The 15,353-nt window shown below is 65.8% G+C and carries 16 protein-coding genes and 4 pseudogenes; 12 read left to right on the top strand and 8 right to left on the bottom strand.

All coding sequences use genetic code 11. The features are described 5' to 3' along the window. Positions 1-11 precede the first annotated feature (11 nt). A pseudogene (locus KRR38_RS25130) lies at positions 12-653 on the bottom strand (magnesium chelatase domain-containing protein); the annotation flags it as partial. Positions 654-872: 219 nt separating this feature from the next. On the opposite strand from KRR38_RS25130, the gene KRR38_RS25135 reads away from it, so the two are divergent. The 6 genes and pseudogenes from KRR38_RS25135 (at position 873) to yihA (ending at position 4,969) form a co-directional block, all read left to right on the top strand. Then, positions 873-1,676, top strand: coding sequence for an alpha/beta hydrolase (locus KRR38_RS25135; RefSeq protein WP_217406173.1), 804 nt, complete (start codon positions 873-875; stop codon positions 1,674-1,676). Between the two features lie 54 nt (positions 1,677-1,730). Beyond that, on the top strand, positions 1,731-1,865 hold the full coding sequence (gene rpmH, locus KRR38_RS25140) for a 50S ribosomal protein L34 (RefSeq protein ID WP_159865315.1): 135 nt from the start codon (positions 1,731-1,733) through the stop codon (positions 1,863-1,865). A 23-nt stretch (positions 1,866-1,888) separates the two neighbouring features. After that, positions 1,889-2,269 carry a ribonuclease P protein component gene (gene rnpA, locus KRR38_RS25145; RefSeq protein WP_375293469.1) on the top strand — a complete coding sequence of 127 codons (381 nt, stop codon included), beginning with the start codon at positions 1,889-1,891 and terminating at the stop codon, positions 2,267-2,269. Beyond that, positions 2,266-2,476, top strand: a pseudogene (yidD, locus tag KRR38_RS25150) (membrane protein insertion efficiency factor YidD). The gene rnpA and the pseudogene yidD overlap by 4 nt, the downstream one beginning before the upstream one ends. Before the next feature lie 64 nt (positions 2,477-2,540). Further along, entirely contained in the window at positions 2,541-4,316 is a 1,776-nt protein-coding gene (gene yidC / locus KRR38_RS25155; RefSeq protein ID WP_217406174.1) for a membrane protein insertase YidC, read from the top strand. Next, positions 4,313-4,969, top strand: coding sequence for a ribosome biogenesis GTP-binding protein YihA/YsxC (gene yihA, locus KRR38_RS25160; RefSeq protein ID WP_309141135.1), 657 nt, complete (start codon positions 4,313-4,315; stop codon positions 4,967-4,969). Before yidC ends, yihA begins: the two co-directional genes overlap by 4 nt. 99 nt (positions 4,970-5,068) lie before the next feature. Here the strand turns inward: yihA and KRR38_RS25165 are convergent, their stop codons facing one another. The 3 genes from KRR38_RS25165 to KRR38_RS25175 all read right to left on the bottom strand — a co-directional run bounded on the left by KRR38_RS25165 (position 5,069) and on the right by KRR38_RS25175 (position 6,991). Then, positions 5,069-5,593, bottom strand: coding sequence for a CAP domain-containing protein (locus tag KRR38_RS25165; RefSeq protein ID WP_217406175.1), 525 nt, complete (start codon positions 5,591-5,593; stop codon positions 5,069-5,071). Between the two features lie 147 nt (positions 5,594-5,740). After that, positions 5,741-6,379 (bottom strand): L,D-transpeptidase family protein, encoded by a 639-nt coding sequence (locus KRR38_RS25170; RefSeq protein ID WP_217406176.1) that lies wholly within the window; start codon positions 6,377-6,379, stop codon positions 5,741-5,743. Between the two features lie 6 nt (positions 6,380-6,385). Beyond that, positions 6,386-6,991, bottom strand: a complete 606-nt coding sequence (locus KRR38_RS25175) for a hypothetical protein (RefSeq protein ID WP_217406177.1) — start codon at positions 6,989-6,991, stop codon at positions 6,386-6,388. A 290-nt stretch (positions 6,992-7,281) separates the two neighbouring features. Here KRR38_RS25175 and KRR38_RS25180 point away from each other — a divergent pair, with 290 nt between their 5' ends. Both KRR38_RS25180 and KRR38_RS25185 read left to right on the top strand, forming a co-directional pair. Further along, positions 7,282-7,950: a glutathione S-transferase family protein gene (locus KRR38_RS25180; RefSeq protein ID WP_217406178.1), complete on the top strand. Its 669-nt coding sequence runs from the start codon at positions 7,282-7,284 to the stop codon at positions 7,948-7,950. Positions 7,951-8,119: 169 nt separating this feature from the next. Further along, positions 8,120-8,596 (top strand): hypothetical protein, encoded by a 477-nt coding sequence (locus KRR38_RS25185; RefSeq protein WP_217406179.1) that lies wholly within the window; start codon positions 8,120-8,122, stop codon positions 8,594-8,596. Positions 8,597-8,606: 10 nt separating this feature from the next. Here the strand turns inward: KRR38_RS25185 and KRR38_RS25190 are convergent, their stop codons facing one another. Beyond that, the gene (locus KRR38_RS25190) at positions 8,607-9,074 is read right to left on the bottom strand and encodes a cupin domain-containing protein (RefSeq protein WP_217406180.1); all 468 of its coding nucleotides are present in this window, start codon (positions 9,072-9,074) and stop codon (positions 8,607-8,609) included. Positions 9,075-9,132: 58 nt separating this feature from the next. Between KRR38_RS25190 and dapE the strand changes: the two genes are divergently transcribed. From dapE to KRR38_RS25205, 3 genes are all read left to right on the top strand, one after another. Next, positions 9,133-10,269 carry a succinyl-diaminopimelate desuccinylase gene (gene dapE / locus KRR38_RS25195; protein ID WP_217406181.1) on the top strand — a complete coding sequence of 379 codons (1,137 nt, stop codon included), beginning with the start codon at positions 9,133-9,135 and terminating at the stop codon, positions 10,267-10,269. 81 nt (positions 10,270-10,350) lie between these two features. Beyond that, the gene (locus tag KRR38_RS25200) at positions 10,351-11,664 is read left to right on the top strand and encodes a dicarboxylate/amino acid:cation symporter (RefSeq protein WP_217406182.1); all 1,314 of its coding nucleotides are present in this window, start codon (positions 10,351-10,353) and stop codon (positions 11,662-11,664) included. 57 nt (positions 11,665-11,721) lie between these two features. Next, positions 11,722-12,330 carry a carboxymuconolactone decarboxylase family protein gene (locus tag KRR38_RS25205; RefSeq protein ID WP_217406183.1) on the top strand — a complete coding sequence of 203 codons (609 nt, stop codon included), beginning with the start codon at positions 11,722-11,724 and terminating at the stop codon, positions 12,328-12,330. Here the strand turns inward: KRR38_RS25205 and nth are convergent. Then, entirely contained in the window at positions 12,258-13,010 is a 753-nt protein-coding gene (nth, locus tag KRR38_RS25210; RefSeq protein ID WP_217406184.1) for an endonuclease III, read from the bottom strand. The two genes, KRR38_RS25205 and nth, sit on opposite strands and share 73 nt — an antisense overlap. Before the next feature lie 12 nt (positions 13,011-13,022). Beyond that, positions 13,023-13,752, bottom strand: a pseudogene (dapB, locus tag KRR38_RS25215) (4-hydroxy-tetrahydrodipicolinate reductase). Positions 13,753-13,869: 117 nt separating this feature from the next. On the opposite strand from dapB, the gene KRR38_RS25220 reads away from it, so the two are divergent. Then, a complete protein-coding gene (locus tag KRR38_RS25220; RefSeq protein WP_217406185.1) occupies positions 13,870-14,577 on the top strand; it encodes an NAD-dependent deacylase in 708 nt (235 codons plus the stop codon). On the opposite strand, the pseudogene KRR38_RS25225 reads toward KRR38_RS25220, so the two are convergent. Further along, positions 14,574-15,346: pseudogene (locus KRR38_RS25225) on the bottom strand (ThiF family adenylyltransferase). The gene KRR38_RS25220 and the pseudogene KRR38_RS25225 sit on opposite strands and share 4 nt — an antisense overlap. Between the last annotated feature and the right edge of the window lie 7 nt (positions 15,347-15,353).

Raw genomic sequence — 15,353 nt, forward strand, 5'->3', positions numbered from 1 at the left:
CCAGTCTATAACAGGAGCAGGTTGTGCCCGCCCGCCGCGGTAATCTCCAGCGCGCGCTTGGCGACTTCCTGGCCCTTGACCTGCGCGAGATCGGGGCCGCGCGGCGGCGGTTCGGCTTCGCCCGGCGGCGGCACGGGCAGGACCTGATAGCCCTTGAGATGATTGAGCAGGCTGATCAGATCGGGCGCGGCGAGCACCGAGATGCCGCTGGCCCAGCGCGCTTCGGAGCCTTGCGCCGCGGGGCAGATCAGCCCCTTCTCGGCACCCGAGGCGAACAGCGCGGCGAGCAGGACGCCGGGCGAGGCGATGATCCGGCCGTCGAGCGCCAGTTCGCCCACGGCCACGTAGTCGCCGAGCAGCTCGGCATCTGTCACGCCCATCGCCGCAAGCAGGGCGAGGGCGATCGGCAGATCGTAGTGCGAGCCTTCCTTGGGTAGGTCGGCGGGCGAGAGATTGATCGTGATGATCTTGGGGGGCAGCGACAGGCCCATCGCGGCGAGGGCCGCCTGCACGCGCTGGCGGCTTTCGTTGACCGCCTTGTCGGGCAGGCCAACGACGTGGAACTTGGGCAGGCCGGGCGCGATCTGGCACTGCACTTCGACGCTGCGCGCCTCGAGCCCCAGATAGGCGACCGTCGAAACCAGCGCGACCAAACGATCCCCCTGCAAAGCCCGCGCGGTGATGGCTGACGGGCCGTGCGCTGTCGAGGGATTGGATCGGGTCTGGATCAATCGGCCGCACGTCCCGGCCAATCCGGTTTTCCACCTAGGGCTTCGTCATCGTTCGGCCCGCTGTGAGCGCGGGCAACACCCGATGGCGTGGGCAGGGGCCGAGGCCCAGCCTGCCATGATCCGGCGAGCGAGACCGCATCGATGGACAAGCCCCAATCCTTGCCGCGCAAGCAACCGCTGAAGTGGAGACTGGTTGGCCGCCTGTTGCCGCTGGTCGCCATGGCCAGCCCACCCCTGGCGGCGCAGACGATCGCTGCGGACGAGATCGCGCAGGAGACTGCGCCGGCCGAACCCGCGCCCGTTGCAGGCACGGCCGGCGGCGCAGGGCGCTTGGTTGCCGCAACGCCGCCGGAGTCGCCGCCAGGCATTGCCACGTTCGGCCCGTTCCGTGTGCTCGACAGCGAGAATGCGGTGTTGGCGGGAGCGACGGATGCGGCGTCGCCAGGCCGTTTTGCCGCGATGCTGCGCCGCTATCCGGAAATATCCACGATCGCCCTGATCAATTGTGCCGGTACCTACGACGACCGTGCCAACCTCCGTCTCGGGCTGATGCTCCACGCACGCGGGATCGCCACTTACGTGCCCGCTGGCGGTCTGGTGCGCTCGGGGGCGGTCGATCTGTTCCTTGCCGGGGCGCACCGCTATGCCGAGCCGACCGCCTGGTTCGCCGTCCACGCCTGGAAGGACGTGACCGGCAGGCAGCCCGGCGACTATGCGCCCGATGCGCCGAAGAACCAGGCCTATCTCGACTACTATCGCGCGGTAGGCTTCACCGAGTCGCAGGCAAGGGCCTTCTATGCCATGACCAATTCCGTGCCCTTCACGCGGGCGAAATGGCTGACGCAGGCGGAAATGGCGCGGTGGGTGAGGCTCGACGCGATGCCGTCCGCAGCCGCGGCGCGCTTGACTCGCAGTACGCCCTCCAGTAACGGCGCGTCTCAGTGAGACGGTCGCCTTCGCAGGCGGCCCTTTTTCGTTTGTGAATTTCGAGGTTTTGCGATGAAGCGCACGTTCCAGCCCAGCAACCTTGTCCGCGCGCGCCGCCACGGCTTTCGCGCGCGTCTCGCCACGGTTGGCGGCCGCAAGGTCCTGCGTGCCCGTCGCGCCCGTGGCCGCAAGAAGCTCTCGGCCTGATCGATTCGGAAAAGCCGGCGGCGATCAAGCCGACGGTCCTGACGCGGCGCGCCGATTTTCTCGCCGCCAACCGCGGTCTTCGCGTCTCGCGCCCCGGCTTCGTGCTGCTCGCCCGGTCCAATGAGGGCGCGGGCCTGCGCTTCGGCATCACCGTAACCAAGCGAATCGGCAACGCTGTCGTACGCAATCGCATGAAGCGGCGTTTTCGTGCGCTGCTGCGCGACATCCTGCCGGTCCATGGGCTCGCCGATACCGACCACGTGCTGATCGGCCGCGAGGGAGGTATCGAGCGGGACTTCGCCATGCTGCAGAGCGAACTCCTAGCCGCACTGGGGCGGGCTAAGGACGGCAAGGGCGATCCGCCGCGAACCGGCTCGCGCAAGCGAGGGCCGCCCAAGCGATGAAATGGCTGCTCATCCTTATTGCTCGGGCCTGGCAGATCGGCCCTTCGCGGGTGCTTCCGCCAAGCTGTCGCTATGCTCCATCGTGCTCGCAATATGCCATCGAGGCGCTGGGGAAATACGGTGCGATTAAGGGTGGCTGGCTGGCGTTGAAGCGTCTATTGCGCTGCCACCCCTGGGGGGGGACACGGCTATGACCCGGTGCCGTGAGTTCGGTGCTGCTGCGGACGATGCAGGCAGGCCGGCGTGACAGGAAGAGATTAGGGACGCCTTCGTGGACAACCAGCGTAATATCATCCTTGCGGTCGTACTGACCGCGCTGATCCTTTTCGGCTGGGACGCCGGGGTCCGTTACATGTACCCGAATGCGGGCAAGCAACGCCCGGCCGCCACGGCGCCGGCCAGCCCCGAACCGACGAGCGCGGCCAAGCCGACGCGCGAGGGCGGGCTGACTTCGGCGGCGGACATTGCGGTTGAAGCGCAGGACCTCAAAGCGGGCCTTGCCGCGCCCGGCCGTATTCCGGTCGAGGCGCCGGGCCTGATTGGCTCGATCAATCCCATTGGCGCCGTAATCGACGATCTTTCGATCAGGCGCCACACCGAAAGCATAGACAAGAACAGCGGCCCAAAACGCATTTTCTCCCTCGCGAACACGCCTGAAGAACACTTCGCGCAGTTCGGCTGGGTCGATCCGACAAAATCGGGCATGGCAACTCCCGACGTCGCGAACATGCCGGTTTTCAGCGCGCCTGCCGGCGCGAAGCTGACGCCTGCGACGCCGGTCACGCTATCGTGGAGCAACACTACCGGTCAGACTTTCTCGATCACCTATGCGATCGACAAGGACTATCTGATAACCGCGACGCAGACCGTGACAAACCGGGGCAGCGCACCCGTCACGGTGCAGCCCTATGCGGCGCTACGGCGTACGGACAAGACCGCGAGCCTCGATACCTGGAATGTCCATTCGGGCCCGATCGGTGCGTTCGACCAGTCGGTCAGCTTCGCCGTCAACTACAAGGACGTCCCCCTGGGCAGCCCGGTTGCCAACACCGGCAAGACCGACTGGCTGGGCTTCACCGACATCTACTGGCTGTCGGCGCTGGTTCCGGACGGTTCCCCCACCAGCAGCGATTTCCGCTCGCTGGGCGAGCATATCTATCGCGCTGACCTCATATACAAGGACGCGGTTGTCGCACCGGGTGAGCAACTCACGCGCACGACACGCCTTTTCGCCGGCGCCAAGGAAAGCGCGGTGCTCGATCGCTACGAAGCCTCGGGCATTCCGCATTTCGGCCTCGCGATCGACTGGGGCTGGTTCCGCTGGTTCGAAAAGCCGATCTTCTGGCTGCTGACGACGCTATTCCACGCGGTCGGCAACTTCGGCGTCGCCATTATCCTGCTGACGCTGATCGTGCGCGGCATCATGTTCCCGGTCGCCCAGCGCCAGTTCGCCTCGATGGCGGCGATGCGCGCGATCCAGCCGAAGATGAAGGTGCTGCAGGAGCGCTACAAAGACGACAAGCAGAAGCAGCAGCAGGAGATCATGGCGCTCTACAAGCAGGAGGGCGTCAACCCGCTCGCCGGCTGCCTGCCGATCTTCCTGCAGATCCCGATCTTCTTCGCGCTCTACAAGGTGCTGACCCTGACGATCGAGATGCGGCACCAGCCTTTCGTGCTGTGGATCAAGGACCTCTCGGCACCCGATCCGCTGCACATCCTCAACCTGTTCGGCATGCTGCCCTTCACGCCGCCCTCGTTCCTGGCGATCGGCGTGCTGGCCCTGCTGCTCGGCATCACGATGTACTTCCAGTTCAAGCTTAATCCGGCCCAGATGGACCCGATGCAGCAGCAGATGTTCGCGATCATGCCCTGGGTCATGATGTTCGTCATGGCGCCCTTCGCGGCGGGCCTGCTGATCTACTGGATAACCTCGAACCTGCTGACCATCGCGCAGCAGAAGTTCCTCTACAGCCGACACCCGCAGCTCAAGGCGCAGACGGAGAAGGACGCGACCGACACGGCCCGTGCGGCCGCGCGCGAGAAGTGAGCAGCGAAGAAGAAGAGCTGATCCAGAAGGAGCTTGCGGCCCGCGCGTCGCGGCTGTTCTCCGGCCGCGTCGAGTTCCTGCGCAGCGCGCCGGCGCTCCAGTTCCTGCCCGATCCCGACGTGCCCGAGATCGCCTTCGCCGGGCGATCCAACGTCGGCAAGTCCTCGCTGCTCAACGCGCTCACCGGGCGCCGCGCGATCGCGCGCGCGTCGGTGACGCCAGGCCGCACGCAGGAGCTCAACTTCTTCGACGTCGGCGAGCCCACCGTGATGCGGCTGGTCGACATGCCAGGCTATGGCTTCGCCAAGGCGCCGCTCAAGGTCGTCGAGAACTGGAAGCGGCTGGTGCGCGATTTCCTGCGCGGGCGGCACGTGCTCAAGCGCACGCTGCTATTGGTCGACTCGCGCCACGGCGTGAAGCCGGTCGATGCCGAAATGATGAAGATGCTCGACGAGGCAGCCGTCGGTTACCGCGTCGTCCTGACCAAGGCGGACAAGATCAAGGCCAGCGATCTCGCGGCCGTCCGCGCTGCGACCGAGGCCGAGGCGCGCAAGCATCCGGCCGCCTATCCGGAAATCCTGGTAACCTCGTCGGAAATGAAGATGGGCATCGACGAACTGCGTGCCGCCGTTCTGGCAGACTCCGAGATCTGACGCGGCCTTCAAGTTGCTCCCGCTAGGTTGAAGTTACGGCACCGGCCCGCTCTCCCTTCGAGCAGGCCGGTGTCGGTTCCACGGCGGTGGAGAACGAAACTAGAGAACCTTTTCGCCGATGTAGTTGCCGGCTTCGGCATAGCGGCAGACGAGGATGTCTTCGCGCCCGCTGCTCGCCTTGGCGCAGCCGACTTCGCCCGTGGCGCGCCAGATCAGCTGGGTGTAGTGGCCGACGTCCTCGACCTCGCCGGTCGTGCTGTTGTTCGGGAAGGTCCCCTGGCGGAAATACTTCTTCTCGCGGATCCAGGCGTCGACCATGGCCTCAGGTGCGAAATAGCCCTTGGTGCCGGCCCAGAGGTTCTCGCCCTCGGGCGAGAAGCGGTTCTCCGGCGCATGCTCGAAGCGGCCAGTAGCAGCGAGCGCATCGGCCCAGCGCTGCGCGGAAACCGCCAGAGCCGGATCCCAGCGCAGCGGGCCGACGCCCATCCGGGCGCGTTCGGCGTTGTGCATGGCAAGGACGCGGGCCTCGAAAGTCGGAGTCACGCCCGAGGCGCCCGTCAGCAGAGGGGCGATGAGGGCCAGCGCGCCGCTCGCGACAATCGATTTGAGCCTTCTTCCCGCCATTGCCAGAACACCTTCCGCTGCGATGCGGAGGATTCTGCACGGAGGAGGTCAGGGCCCGGTTTAGGTCCATGGTAAGCGACGATGGTAAGCAGCAATGGTAACCGAGGAGTTTACCATCGGCTTCTGGCGGCTCGTATGACTACTTGGTCAGACGGCAGGTTTCAGGATAACGACGGGGTCGCCCGGCTTGACCTGGTCGAAGAGTTGGTGGGCGAATGCGGTCGGCACGCCAATGCAGCCGTGCGTCGCCGCGCCGGGGCGGACGTCGCTGCCGTGGATCGCCACGCCGTCCGAGGTCAGTCGAAGCATGAAGGGCATCGGCGCGTCATAGGTGCGCGAGTGGTAGTCTTCGGCCTTCTCGAGGATTGGGAATGTTCCCAGCGGGCTTTCCTTGTCGGACGCGCCGTAGAGCACCACCGTCGTACCGATCTCGTGCCCGCCGCGGAACACGGATAGCAACTGGTGCGTCAGGTCGACGCGGATCCAGATGGGACCCTGCGGCACGTCCTTGTCGTCCCAGACAGACTCGCCAAAACGCATCTTCTCTTTGACGTTCAGGACCGATTTTATGGTTTCCGTGCGCCCATCCGGCAGCTTCATGATGGGGAAGCCGGTTGCGGGATAGTAGAAGCGCGTGCCTGAAATGCTGCGGATGTCGATGGGCGCCGCGGATACTGGCGGGGCTGCCCGGCCTTCACGAATTGACGTCGCGCCGAAGTAGAGCGCCGCAGCGACGCAGCATCCGGCCGTCAATGCCAGAAGCGAACGGCCCGCGGAAATGCCCATGCGGAACTAGGCCTGGAGAGGCAATGCGCGGAGTTTGCGGTTCCGGTGGCGCATCATGCTGCCGACCAGGAACAGGCCGACGATGTTCATCAGCCAGGTCGTCGGCTCTGGTACCGGCGAAGGCGGCGGTGCGTCTTCGGTTACCTGAGGAATGCAGCAGCCAGGGCCGCCCGGTCCCTCTGGCGACGAGACGAACGGAACCACGCCCGGCAGCCCCAAGTCCATCGGCTCGGCGCCCGCAAGCACTGGTGCACCCTCGTTCATGAGGCCCAGCGGCGGGGCTTCGGCGGGGAGCAGTCCGGCGAAAGGCGGCGGGACGCGTTCGCGGGTTGCCGCGAGAACGCGCTCGGCCGGCGGCACCGCGAGATGCGGGCTCGACCGCGTGGTCGAAGCCAGGCGTTCCGGCTTGATGTTATAAAGTGCTCCCGGCGTGCGGCCACCCGGCGAACGAGCGGACAGCACTTCCAGGGGGCTGCGCCAGGCCGAGGCGAGTACCGCCTGGTTCTGGGTAAACAGGAACAGCAGGACCAGGGCAACGACGATCGGCGCCGCAAACAGCACGCGATCCATCTGGGTCTTGGATATCGAAGATTTGCGGAAGATAATCCGCATATCGTGCCCCTGTTCTCAACGGCTGCCCGCCGTGCCGGTGAACCTACCGACAGTGTTATTACCGATTTGTGCCTATAGTCAAAAATAGTGCCCTTGTCCTGTCACAAGTTGCAATCTCCGGTGCAGTTCCGGTCGATGTCCCAATCCTGGGCAATCGCGACCGAATCGGTTACCGGCCGTTCAGCCTCGACTCGGTCTGGCTGAATGGGTTAGGGCCCCACGGTTTCCCGGGGCCTTAGGGGAAAACCCCCCGGGGGTTCTACGAGGACTGCCAGAGAAAGCGCGCGTTCATGAAGCTCATCATTGGCAACAAGAACTATTCTAGCTGGAGCCTGCGCGGCTGGCTGGCGGTCAAGCAGTCGGGCCTCGCCTTCGAGGAGATTCAGGTCCCGCTCTACGGGGACGACTGGGACGAACAGAAGAAACGGATCGGCGAGATCGCGCCGTCGCAGGGCAAGGTGCCGATTCTCTGGGACGGCGAAGCCGTTGTCTGGGATAGTGTCGCGATCATCGAATACCTCGCCGACAAGGTCGGCCGTGACCGCTTCTGGCCCAAATCCGACGATGCGCGTGCCATGGCCAGATCGATGGTCGCGGAAATGCATTCGTCCTATTTCGCGTTGCGCCGGGAATGCCCGATGAACGTGCGCCGTCGATTCGAGCAATGGGACATCGGCGAAGAGGCGAGGGCCGACATCGTTCGCATTCTGACGCTCTGGGCCGAGGCCCGCGCTCGCTTTGGCAAGGGCGGGCCATACCTGTTCGGCAGCTTCTGCGCCGCGGACATCATCTACGCCCCGGTCGTCAGCCGCTTCCTCACTTACAATGTGCCCGTACCGGGCTTTGCCGCAACCTATATGGAAGCCGTCTGGGAGCACGAATGGCTCCAGCAATGGATCGAAGCGGCCGAAGCCGAGGAATGGACGATCGAGCAGTACGAGATGCCGGTACGCGCGTGAACCGCGCCGCGCCGTCACAAATCTGAATTCGAGCCGGCCTATGCTGGACGTTCATCCAAGAGCGTCGCGTGGACAGGCCGTCATGACCGGACAGAATGACTTGGTGCCCGGGCGCGAATGCGGCGAATGCAATGCCTGTTGTACCGACCTCGAGATAGTCGACGAGGCGATGACCAAGCCGCAGGGGCTCGTCTGTTCTAACTGGCGGGCGGAATGTGGCTGCACCATCTACGACACGCGTCCGCAGGCCTGCCGCAGCTTCGACTGTGGCTGGCGCCGCCTGGCGGAGCTCGGCGACAGGTGGCGGCCCGATCGTTCCGGCATCCTTATCAATTTCAGGAGCATGTCGGAATCCGCTGATGGCGTGGCGGCGCATCTGATCGTTATCGGCGGCGAGCAGGTGGCCCGAAGCGGCAATCTCGCGGCCCTTGCCGCCAGCCTGGTCGACGGGGGAACTCCGACGCATCTCGTCATTCCGGGCCCGTCCGGCAACGCAGGCCATCAGGTTCAGCTCAACGGTCCACTCAAGGACGCGGTCGCCGCGAAGAGCCTCGATCGCGCGCACAAGAGCATCCTTGATCTGGTCGAAGCCCTGCCCAAGTCGGTGCCGACCACTCGCATAAGGATGAGCCTGTCCTACCGCTGACCGCGCTCGGTCAGGCCGGCCTGCCCGGGCTTTCGTAAGGCGTGCCGTCCTTGTGTCGGTAGACGCCCTGATCGTCCCACATCATGTCGATGTCGGGATAGGAACCACCGGCATCGGGGCCGGCGCTGATCGCGACGAAGACGCAGTCCTCGCCGCTCTCGTTGATCAGGTGGTGGCCGTTCTCGACGTCCCTGGGCCAGGCGCAGATGTCGCCGGGGCGCAGCACCGTCCTGCCGGCATCCTCGATCAGCACCGCTTCGCCAGCCAGCATGACCAGCAATTCGTCCTCGCCGCTGTGCCAGTGGCGCTGCGAGGACCAGGCGCCGGGCTTCAGCACGACATGGCTCGCGCCGAACCGGGTGAGCCCGCCGACGGGTGCGAGGCGGCGATACCACCGCTCCTCCACTGCCGCGTTGAACGGCGCGGGATAGCCCGTGCGGTTGGTCTGCGGGATAGCTTCGAGATCGAGCTTGGGCATCGCGCTGCTCCTCCTGCCTTGTTTCCGCGGCTTATAGCCCATATGCGATAGGGCACACATGCAAGTCGCCGAAACCGTCCTCGACCTGACCGAAGCTCTCATCGCCTGCCCGAGCGTGACGCCGGCGGCCGGGCTGGTGTTCGATTGCCTCGAAGCGCAGCTCGCGCCGCTGGGCTTTTCCGTACACCGCGCGGTGACGGGCGAGGCGCCCGACGGCCCGGTCGAGAACCTCTTCGCAATCCGCAAGGGGCCTCCCGGTAGTCGCCATTTCGCCTTTGCCGGCCATGTCGACGTGGTTCCGCCGGGCGAGGGCTGGACCTCGGCGCCTTTCGCGCCCGAGCGGCGCGGCGACCTGCTGCACGGCCGCGGCGCTGTCGACATGAAAGGCGCGATCGCCGCCATGATCGGTGCGGTGCGCGAGATCCCGGCCGATGCCGGCACGATCAGCTTCATCATCACCGGAGACGAGGAAGGCCCGGCCAAGTACGGCACTCTGGCGCTGATCGACCACATGCGCGCGGTGGATGCGGTGCCCGACCTTTGCCTCGTCGGCGAGCCGACCTCGTCGGCCCGGCTCGGCGATGTCATGAAGATCGGCCGGCGCGGCTCGGTCAACATCTGGCTCGAGGTTGAGGGTACACAGGGCCACGTCGCCTATCCGTACCTTGCTGACAATCCCGCGCCCAAGCTGGTCGCGCTGCTGGCCGAGCTCGATGCCCTGGTGCTCGACGAGGGCACCGACTGGTTCCAGGCCTCGAACCTCGAGATTACCGACATCGGCATCGGCAATGCCGCAACCAACGTCATCCCGGCGAAAGCCGACGCGCGCGTGTCGATCCGGTTCAACGATCTGCACTCGGGCGAAGGGCTGGCCGCGCGCGTTGCCGAGATCGCCGCGCGCCACGGCGGAACCGCCCGCGCCGTGATCTCGGGCGAGGCGTTCCTGACCCTGCCCGGCGATTTCTCGCGGCTCGTCGCCGAGGCGGTCGAGATCGAGACCGGACTGGTGCCCGAGGCTTCGACCAGCGGCGGGACTTCGGACGCCCGCTTCCTCCGCGCGCTCTGCCCGGTGATCGAGTTCGGCCTGAGCAACGCCACGATGCACAAGCGCGACGAGGCCGTGGCGATCGCCGATCTCGACGTCCTGGTGCGGATCTACCGCCGGATAGCCGACGCGGCGCTCGAAGCAGGCTGAGTCTACGCCGCTTGCGGTATTTGCCGCCGCCCGCATGCCCTGTTAGCGTCCACGCGGGCGGTTCCCAGGCGGGGTGATTTGATGACGCGACGGCTGACGATCTGGATCTTGGCAGGGCTCTTCCTGGGCATCGCCGTCGGAACCGCGCTCCACCACAGCTTTCCGGAAGGCGATGCGACACTCGCCCAGATCGCCGACATGCTCAAGCTGCTGCCGGACGTGTTCCTGCATCTGATCAAGATGATCATCGCACCGCTGGTCTTCGCGACCCTCGTGACCGGCATCGCGGGCATGGGCGACAGTTCGGCGCTTGGGCGGATCGGCGGGCGCGCGCTCGCCTGGTTCATCACGGCCAGCCTTATCTCCATCGGCGTCGGCCTGTTGCTGATCAACTTTTTCCAGCCCGGCGTGGGGCTGGAATTCAAGGCGGGTGGAGACATCGGGCAATTGGCGACGGGCGACTTCACCTTCCGCCATTTCGTGCTCGAAGTCTTCCCGACCAGCGCGGCCGACGCGATGTCCAAGAACAACGTGCTGCAGATCCTGGTCTTCTCGCTGTTCTTCGGCGTCGCGCTTTCGGCGCTGCGCGAGCGCGGTGAGATCATCGTCAAGGGATTGGATGCCTTGGCCCAGGTGATGATGCAGGCGACCGACTACGTCATGCGCTTCGCGCCCTTCGCGGTGTTCGGGGCCATGGCCTCGGTCATCGCGCTGCGCGGGTTCGGCATCGTCATCACCTATGCCGCCTTGATGAGCGAGTTCTACCTCGGCTTGCTGATCCTCTGGTCGATCCTGTTCGGCATGTGCGCGATCGTGCTGGGCAAGCGCGCGCTCGCGCTGGCGCGCTATATCCGCGAGCCCGTGATCCTCGCATTCTCGACCGCAAGCTCGGAAAGCGCCCTGCCGCGGTTGTTCGAACAGCTCGACAAGTTCGGCGTCCCGCGGCGCATCTCGGGCTTCGTCCTGCCGCTGGGCTACAGCTTCAACCTCGACGGCTCGATGATGTACACGAGCTTCGCGACGATGTTCATCGCCCAGGCCTATGGCATCCATCTCGGCATCGGCCAGCAGATCGCCATGCTGCTGACCTTGATGATCACATCCAAAGGCATCGCCGCCGTGCCGCGCGCCAGCCTGGTGGTGATCGCGGCGACACTGACCCAGTTCGGCTTGCCGGTCGAAGGGATCGCGCTGATCCTCGGCGTGGACACCTTCCTCGACATGGGCCGCACCGCCACCAACGTGCTCGGCAATGCCGTGGCGACCGCGGTCATCACCAAGTGGGAAGGCATGCTCCAGCCGATGCGCGATCCCGATGCGCCCTTTGTTGCCGACGCGCCTCACGACACGCCCGAGCACGGTCGCAAGGGCCTGAACATCGACCCGACACAATAGACCGGTGCCTCGCCTAAGGGTATCGTTTGCGCAACGATAACGAGTGGAGAGGTCATCATGCCGCGTATTGCATCGCTTCCCGTCGATCAGTGGGATCCCGGTCTTCGCGCACTTCTGCAGGTGGACACCGCACCGCTGCCTGACGTCCACAAGACGATTCTCGGCGTTTATGCCAACGCGCCCGAGCTGGCGAAGCCGTTCTTCACCTTCGAAGCGGCGTTCTGGGCGGGCTTCACCCTGCGCCGCCGCTTGCTGGAAATGATGCGGCTGCGCATCGCCTTTCACAACCAGTGCCGCAGTTGCATGGCGATGCGTTGCGAGCCGGCGCTCGAAGATGGTCTGACCGAAGACCTAGTCTGCTCGCTCGAGCGGCCGGTGGAAGCGCCCGATCTGACCGAGGCGGAGAAGGCTGCGCTCCAGTTCGCCGATGCCTTCGCGACCAATCACCTCGCGATCGATGACGAGACGATCGAGGGCTTGCGCCGGTTCTATAGCGAGAAGGAGATCGTCGAGCTCTGCATGGTCTGCGCCTATTGCACAGGCTTCGGCCGCTTCGCCGCGATCTACAAGGCGATCGAGGACCTGCCCGAAAGCTACCAGGACATGACCGCGCGGACGACGCCCTGGGCGTCGGACCACACCGAGCGGGTAGTCGTGCCGTTCTGATTCAGCGCTTGGCGGGGGGGCGCTTTGCCCGCGGGCTTGGCGCCCTTTTCCAGCACCTTGGCCTTGTAGGTGCAAAGGTCGACCACCGGGCAGCGCCAGCATTCGGGCGTGCGTGCCTTGCAGATATAGCGGCCGTGCAGGATCAGCCAGTGGTGCGCGCCGACGCGGAACGGGCCGGGCACTTTCTTGTCGAGCTGCTTTTCGACCGCGAGCGGGGTCTTGCCCTTGGCGAGGCCCGTGCGGTTGCCGACGCGAAAGATATGGGTGTCGACCGCGAAGGTCTCGGCGCCGAAGGCCGAATTCATCACGACATTGGCGGTCTTGCGGCCGACGCCGGGCAGTTCGACCAGCGCATCGCGATCCGCCGGCACCTCGCCGCCATAGTCGCGCACCAGGATCTCGGAGAGCGCGATGACGTTCTTGGCCTTGGAATTGAACAGCCCGATCGTCTTGATGTGCTGCTTGAGCGCCTCTTCGCCCAGATCGACCATCTGCTGCGGCGTCTTCACCTCGCGGAACAGCGCGCGCGTCGCCTTGTTGACCCCGACGTCGGTCGATTGCGCCGACATCACCACCGCGACGAGCAACTGGTAGGTGTTGCCCGATTCCAGCTCGGTCTCGGGCGAGGGGTTGGCCTCGGCGAGACGGCGGAAGAATTCGAAGATGTCTGCCCTATTCATGGCTCAGGACGCTCAAAGACCAAGCACCTCGGGCATAGTGTAGCGGCCCTTGGGCTTGCCCAGCAGCCACTGCGCCGCGCGGACCGCGCCCTTGGCGAAGATCGCGCGGTTTTCCGCGAGGTGTGAGAGCGACAGGCGCTCGTTGTCGGCGAGGAAGTGGACCGTGTGGTCGCCCGCGACCGAACCGCCGCGCAGGCTGGCGAAGCCGATCGTACCCGCTCCGCGCGCGCCGGTGATGCCGTCGCGCCCGCGCTCGCTCATCTGTGAAAGGCCGATGCCACGGCCCGTCGCGGCGGCCTCGCCGAGCAGCAGCGCGGTGCCGGAGGGGGGCATCGACCTTCATGCGGTGGTGCGTCTCGACGATCTCGATGTCCCAGTCCTCGCCAAGCCGGCTGGCGGCGTCACGCACCAGATGGGCGAGCAGGGTGACGCCGAGCGAGGTGTTGCCGGTCTGAAGAACCGCGGTCTTGTCTGCGGCAGCGTCGCAAAGCCAGTGGTGACGTTCTTCGAGCCCGGTCGTGCCGACGACGATCGGGATGCCCGCAGCCATCGCCGCATCGAGATTGGCTTCGAGCGCGTGCGGCGAGGAGAAGTCGACCAGCACGTCGCTCGCCAGCGCCAGCGCCAGCGGATCGCCGCCCTTGTCGATCCCGCCCGAAAGCGCTTCGCCCGCCGCCGCGATTGCCGCGGCGATTGCATGGCCCATGCGCCCCTCGCTGCCGATGATTCCGATACGCGCCACGCTTCACTCCTAAGCCGTCCGCCCTGACCTTGCCGAAGGGCCGTTCTTCAATTCTGACGCTGCGCTAGAAGAAAAAGCAGCCCTTCGACAAGCTCGGGGTAGACGGTATTGGAGGGTATGAGTTCAATTCGCAACATCGTCGTCCTCACCGGCGCGGGGGTCAGCGCCGAAAGCGGCATCGACACCTTCCGCACCGAAGGCGGGCTCTGGGAACGCTACAAGCCTGAGGACGTCGCGACGCCCGAGGCATTCGCGCGCGATCCCGATCTCGTCCTGGCTTTCTACGACATGCGCCGGGCAGCGATTCAGGAGAAGCAACCCAATGCCGCGCACTTCGCGCTGGGCAGGCTCGATGCCGAGTGGCCCGGCGAACTCCTGATCGTCACGCAGAACATCGACGATCTGCATGAGCGCGGCGGCGCGAAGCGGATGCTCCACATGCACGGCCAGCATCTCAACGCCTGGTGCGGCGCTTGCGACGTCCGCTCGCCCTGGACCGGGCTGCTCGCGGACCGGCCGCCGTGCCCGGCCTGCGGGACGAGAGCGCTGCGGCCCGACGTCGTCTGGTTCGGCGAGATGCCCTACCGCATGGACGAGATCCACGCCGCGCTGCGCAAGGCGGACCTGTTCGTCTCGATCGGCACTTCGGGCGCGGTCTATCCGGCCGCCGGTTTCGTGCGCGGCGCGCGCGATCTCGGCGCGCGAACGCTCGAACTCAATCTGGAGCCGTCGCAGGGCTCGCGCTGGTTCCATGAATGCCGGCACGGACCGGCGACCGAAGTGGTGGCCGCCTGGGTCGAGGAAATGCTCGCGCCTGAACGCTAGTGGACGCCTGAGCAGCCCTTGCACTCGGGGTCCTTGGCGATGCTCAGCGTCCTGAGGCTCGGCGCGAGGCCGTCGAACAGCTGGAGCTTGCCCCATTGCGGATCGCCGAGCGCCGCATGGCCCTGGAGCAGCACGCGAATAGCCTGCATTGCGGCGAAAGTGCCGACCACGCCGGCCATGGCGCCGAGCACGCCGTCCGCCGCGCAGGTATCGCAATCCTCGGCATCGAAAGCGTCACCGACGAAGCAGCGATAGCAGGCCCCGCCCGGCAGGTGCCCGGCGAAGTTCGCGATCTGTCCCTGGAAGCGTCCCAGCGCGGCGCTGGTCAGCGGCACGCCTGCGGCGACGCAGGCATCCGAGACAGCGAGGCGAGTCGCGAAGTTGTCACAGCCGTCGAGTACTACGTCGGCGCCCTCGGGAACCAAAGCGGCGTTGTCCGACCCCACCCTCGCGACGACCGCGCGAACCTCGATGGCAGAATCGAATCGCCTGATCCATTCCGCCGCGACCTCGGCCTTACCCTTGCCGATATCCGCGGGTGTGAAGATGGTCTGCCGTTGCAGATTGCTTTCCTCGACGACGTCGCTGTCGATCAGCGTCAGCCGGCCTATTCCGGCGGCTGCCAGATACTGAAGCGCGGGGCTGCCGATCCCGCCGCATCCGACGAGCACGACATGCGCCTTGCTCAGCGCGACCTGTCCCGCCCCCCGACTTCGGGCAGGACGATATGGCGGGCGAAGCGGTTGAGGCGATCTGGAGCGAGACTCATCGCGCCC

Origin of the sequence: Novosphingobium sp. G106 (assembly GCF_019075875.1) — a bacterium.
GTDB lineage: Bacteria > Pseudomonadota > Alphaproteobacteria > Sphingomonadales > Sphingomonadaceae > Novosphingobium.

What these genes read in the sequence shown, in the direction of transcription:
- KRR38_RS25170 (WP_217406176.1), bottom strand. Translation starts at nt 6,379, where the DNA reads ATGGGCATTTCCGCGGGCCGTTCGCTTCTGGCATTGACGGCCGGATGC.
- KRR38_RS25205 (WP_217406183.1), top strand. Translation starts at nt 11,722, where the DNA reads ATGCCGCGTATTGCATCGCTTCCCGTCGATCAGTGGGATCCCGGTCTT.
- KRR38_RS25165 (WP_217406175.1), bottom strand. Translation starts at nt 5,593, where the DNA reads ATGGCGGGAAGAAGGCTCAAATCGATTGTCGCGAGCGGCGCGCTGGCC.
- KRR38_RS25200 (WP_217406182.1), top strand. Translation starts at nt 10,351, where the DNA reads ATGACGCGACGGCTGACGATCTGGATCTTGGCAGGGCTCTTCCTGGGC.
- dapE (WP_217406181.1), top strand. Translation starts at nt 9,133, where the DNA reads ATGCAAGTCGCCGAAACCGTCCTCGACCTGACCGAAGCTCTCATCGCC.
- KRR38_RS25220 (WP_217406185.1), top strand. Translation starts at nt 13,870, where the DNA reads ATGAGTTCAATTCGCAACATCGTCGTCCTCACCGGCGCGGGGGTCAGC.
- KRR38_RS25180 (WP_217406178.1), top strand. Translation starts at nt 7,282, where the DNA reads ATGAAGCTCATCATTGGCAACAAGAACTATTCTAGCTGGAGCCTGCGC.
- rpmH (WP_159865315.1), top strand. Translation starts at nt 1,731, where the DNA reads ATGAAGCGCACGTTCCAGCCCAGCAACCTTGTCCGCGCGCGCCGCCAC.
- KRR38_RS25190 (WP_217406180.1), bottom strand. Translation starts at nt 9,074, where the DNA reads ATGCCCAAGCTCGATCTCGAAGCTATCCCGCAGACCAACCGCACGGGC.
- nth (WP_217406184.1), bottom strand. Translation starts at nt 13,010, where the DNA reads ATGAATAGGGCAGACATCTTCGAATTCTTCCGCCGTCTCGCCGAGGCC.
- KRR38_RS25135 (WP_217406173.1), top strand. Translation starts at nt 873, where the DNA reads ATGGACAAGCCCCAATCCTTGCCGCGCAAGCAACCGCTGAAGTGGAGA.
- KRR38_RS25185 (WP_217406179.1), top strand. Translation starts at nt 8,120, where the DNA reads ATGACCAAGCCGCAGGGGCTCGTCTGTTCTAACTGGCGGGCGGAATGT.
- KRR38_RS25175 (WP_217406177.1), bottom strand. Translation starts at nt 6,991, where the DNA reads ATGCGGATTATCTTCCGCAAATCTTCGATATCCAAGACCCAGATGGAT.